General features: G+C 46.8%; 3 protein-coding genes and 1 tRNA gene. 2 read left to right on the top strand and 2 right to left on the bottom strand.

Annotated features, from left to right (window positions below; genetic code table 11):
- Positions 1-390: 390 nt before the first annotated feature.
- Both parE and NTX76_06410 read right to left on the bottom strand, forming a co-directional pair.
- The gene (parE, locus tag NTX76_06415) at positions 391-2,406 is read right to left on the bottom strand and encodes a DNA topoisomerase IV subunit B (GenBank protein MCX7338891.1); all 2,016 of its coding nucleotides are present in this window, start codon (positions 2,404-2,406) and stop codon (positions 391-393) included.
- A 24-nt stretch (positions 2,407-2,430) separates the two neighbouring features.
- Positions 2,431-2,516: transfer RNA gene (locus tag NTX76_06410), tRNA-Leu, on the bottom strand.
- Positions 2,517-2,568: 52 nt separating this feature from the next.
- Here NTX76_06410 and NTX76_06405 point away from each other — a divergent pair.
- Positions 2,569-3,273 (top strand): biotin--[acetyl-CoA-carboxylase] ligase, encoded by a 705-nt coding sequence (locus NTX76_06405; protein MCX7338890.1) that lies wholly within the window; start codon positions 2,569-2,571, stop codon positions 3,271-3,273.
- 12 nt (positions 3,274-3,285) lie between these two features.
- Positions 3,286-3,828 (top strand): D-alanyl-D-alanine dipeptidase, encoded by a 543-nt coding sequence (ddpX, locus tag NTX76_06400; protein ID MCX7338889.1) that lies wholly within the window; start codon positions 3,286-3,288, stop codon positions 3,826-3,828.
- The last annotated feature ends 195 nt before the right edge of the window (positions 3,829-4,023 follow it).

Raw genomic sequence — 4,023 nt, 5'->3', positions numbered from 1 at the left:
TGATTGCTAAGTTTCCGGTTTGAGGGGGTGATTTAGCAACCAGAGTGGAGGCGAAAATTTCTATTGCCAATTATGCGCGTTCCTTACCACTAGGCCTATTAATGCAGCTGTTGGCAATCAATTGGCCATGATGAATTTAGTAAAACTTGTAGAATCAAAGGAGGTCTGTTTGAGTGATTATGAGCAAGAGTTCTTTAGAAATTCATTGGGGTTTCATCAAAAAAATGGTTCATACATATCGGGCATATGCCTAAGCGAACTTAAGAAAATTGAAATTGTCTCACAAAACAAGACAAAAAAGACCCCCCAAAAAAGAAAGATTATTCGAAACTTTGAACCCCTGGAAACGATTCACGAGGAGGAATGTCCTTGTTATTGATGTCACAAAACCTAGACATCAACTTCCTTTAGAAACTGCGCGTTTTCCTGGATAAACAGGAAGCGCGCCTCGGGATTTTTCCCCATCAGGCGGTTCACGAATTCTGCATGCTGGACGGGGGTTTGATCGGGGTTCAGGGCAACCTTTAACAAGACACGCTTATCGATAGCCATGGTTGTATTGCGCAATTGTTCGACTGGCATTTCCCCAAGCCCTTTAAATCGGCTGATGTCAACTTTGGTGGCCCGACTAAAAACAGTTTTTAAAAGCTGTTCTTTTTGGGCATCGTCGCGGGCATAAACCGTTTGTTGATTGTGCGATAATCGATACAAGGGGGGTTGGGCCAAATACACATGACCCGCGTCCAAAATGGGTTTTAATTCTTGGAAAAAAAGCGTCAACAAAAGGGATGCGATATGGGCTCCATCAACGTCAGCATCGGTCATGATGATGATTTTGGCATACCGCAATTTGCTGGGGTCGCACGACTTTCCGGACCCGCACCCAAGGGCCAAAATTAAATCGGCGACTTCCTGGTTGTTTTTTAATTTATCCATCGACGCCGTTGCCACGTTGAGGATTTTACCCTTTAGCGGTAAAATCGCCTGTGTTGCGCGACTTCTGGCCTGTTTAGCGGATCCACCGGCGGAATCTCCCTCTACCAAGAAAATCTCGCACACTGCGGGATCTGTGCTGGTGCAATCCGCCAATTTCCCGGGAAGCCGAAGGCGTTTTGTGGCACTGGAACGGGCAACCTCTTTCGCCTGGCGTCGTTTTAACCGTTCATCTGCCCGATTCAACACATAATCCAAAACTTGATTGGCCAACTGTGGATGCTGGGCAAGCCAATGATCGAAATGATCCTTGATCGCATTTTCAACCAACTTTGTTGCATTGGCTGACGATAATTTTTCTTTTGTTTGACCCTGAAATTGGGGTTGCTGAATAAAACAAGACAACACCGCAAACGTACACCCGTTCACATCATCCATGGTCATGGTCTGAATACGGCGATTATTGATACGCTCGCCATAATCGCGCAGACTTCGGGTCAATGCCTGACGCAAGCCAGCCTCGTGTGTGCCACCCTGTGGTGTTGGAATCGTGTTGCAAAAGGATGTAACGCGCCCCTCGAAAAAGGCATCATGTTCAGTCGCCGCCGTCGGCCAAACAACCGCCCATTCCACGCGCCCCTGATGCCCTGGAAAGGCGGCATCGCCTGTGAAATACTCAACCGTGCTTTCAGCCTCGGTCGCTGTGCCATCTTGCGAGCCAACAATATCTTTTAAATAATCCAACAGACCCGCCGGATAATGCAGCGTTGCCTGGCCCGGAACAGTCGTTTGCCCCTTGAGTAACGTCGCATCACAAGACCAATCGATTTCCACTCCCTTGAACAAGTACGCCTTTGATCGCGCCATTTGAAAAAGGGTCGTCGCCTTAAATTGAGCATCTGCAAAAATTTCGGGATCAGGATGGAAACGAATTAGTGTGCCTTTTTTACGCGTGGGTTGTTCGTCCGCAATCAACAACGTTTTACTATGTCCGCGGCTGTATGTTTGGCGCCAACATTGTTTTTGGCGATAAATCTCGACCTCTAACAAATCAGATAACGCATTGACAACCGAAATTCCAACACCATGCAACCCACCGGATGTACTGTAAACGGTGGAATCAAATTTACCCCCCGAATGCAGCGTCGTTAAAATAACCTCCAACGCCGACAGATGCGGAAATTTTGGATGCGGGTCAACGGGGATACCACGACCATTATCACGGATAGTGAGTATATTATTGACCCCTAGGTGGATTTCGATTTTGGTGGCAAAGCCGGCGACAACCTCGTCCATGGCATTATCCAAAATTTCAGCAGCCAGGTGGTGTAGCGCCTTTTCATCCGTCCCGCCAATATACATACCGGGGCGTTTACGAACGGGTTCTAGACCCTCTAAAACCTCGATGTCCTTGGCAGTATAGTCCGCTTTTATGACAGATTTGGAAATGTTTTTTTGGAATAAAGTGGTCATGATTTGATGTGTGTGAGATTTATGTGGTGCCCGCTGCCGGACTCGAACCGGCATGCCCGTTAAGGCGACAGATTTTAAGTCTGTTGTGTCTACCATTCCACCAAGCAGGCTCCATGTGTATAGTGGTACATATTTTAAAGCGTCGGGTCAAGAAAATTTGGAATGAAATCAATCAAAATAAACTTTTTACAAAAACGATATGATTTTGTTGAGAGCACAAATGAAACGGCAAAATCATTTGTTACCTCCGGCGCTCCAGAGGTGACAGCCATCGTGGCCAGCCAACAAGCCGCCGGCAAGGGTCGACACGGCAATACATGGACATCACCAAAGGGGAATTTATATTGCAGTATAATATTGCACCCCGCAGACAGGGGCACCCCCCTTGCGCGATATGGTCAGTTGGCTTTTGTTGTTGGAAATGCGGTGGCCAAGGTGTTGAAAAATCTGTCCCCAACCCTGCCCATCACATTAAAATGGCCAAATGATGTCCTTTTGGATGGGCGAAAGTTATGCGGCATTTTGATTGAGGTTGAGGGTGACGCCGCAATTGTTGGCATCGGCATGAACATCCAATCATCCCCAGTTGTATCGACTTATGCGACGACGTATCTGTGTAACCATGTGGATAAACCTGTCGAGGTGGAGGAAATTCTTGAACAAATTCTGGTATTGATTGGGGAGAAATATGAATCCTGGATTGAGAATGGATTTGACCCCGTCAGAACAGAATGGTTAAGTCATGCGCATCATTATGGCGAGACGATTGTCAGGGCCGGTATTCAGGGGCGATTTATTGGCATTGATGACGACGGTCGTCTGTTGATACAACAATCCGATGGCATTATTGTTAAAATGATTAGTTAAGAAAGGTACTATATGGATTTGCATGAAATTACAGAACAAACTCACGACGTTATTCTTGATCTGCGCTATGCGACGACCAATAATTTTGTTGGCGAAATTATTTATGACCATGCCCGTTGTTTTTTACACCAGGATGCCATTCCCCGTTTGGAAAAAGCCATCATCCTGGCGGCACGGCAGGGGTTTCGTCTGAAAATATTTGATGCCTTTCGGCCGCAACGGTCCCAAGAAAAACTGTGGGCGTTTTGTCCCAATCCCGATTATGTTATGGACCCGGCCGTTGGATCGAATCACACGCGGGGCCTGGCGATTGATTTGACTTTGGTTGATCCGTCTGGGAGTGAACTTGACATGGGGACCCCCTTTGATGATTTCACAACCCAATCCCGTCATGGTGCTGAGTTGCTCGCGGATATCGGTGCCAATCGGTATCTTTTAGTGGGGATTATGGTGTCGGCCGGATGGGGCACAATCACGACTGAGTGGTGGCACTATCAATTACCAGGGGCCAAGGATTACCCGCTGATCATGGCGGACCCTGGGCTGATGGGTTAACTGAGGGTTTTTTTGGGGGAGATTTTATTACCCTTCCCCCTCTGCTCCCCACACCTTATACATAAAATTCTATTAAAACTTTAAATACCTAATTGAATTTAGGCCAAATATTCTCTTGTCTTTAAGCTTTGTTCTCTTGTAATCCATATTACAGCACCCATATAGTTCTTACAGTCAGATTACTCTGCGTCAGGA

It is taken from the genome of Alphaproteobacteria bacterium (assembly GCA_026400645.1).
Classification (GTDB): domain Bacteria; phylum Pseudomonadota; class Alphaproteobacteria; order Paracaedibacterales; family CAIULA01; genus JAPLOP01.
Note: the sequence above shows the minus strand (reverse complement) of the source record. Positions and strands in the feature narration are given on the sequence as shown.

What these genes read in the sequence shown, in the direction of transcription:
- NTX76_06405 (MCX7338890.1), top strand. Translation starts at nt 2,569, where the DNA reads ATGAAATCAATCAAAATAAACTTTTTACAAAAACGATATGATTTTGTT.
- ddpX (MCX7338889.1), top strand. Translation starts at nt 3,286, where the DNA reads ATGGATTTGCATGAAATTACAGAACAAACTCACGACGTTATTCTTGAT.
- parE (MCX7338891.1), bottom strand. Translation starts at nt 2,406, where the DNA reads ATGACCACTTTATTCCAAAAAAACATTTCCAAATCTGTCATAAAAGCG.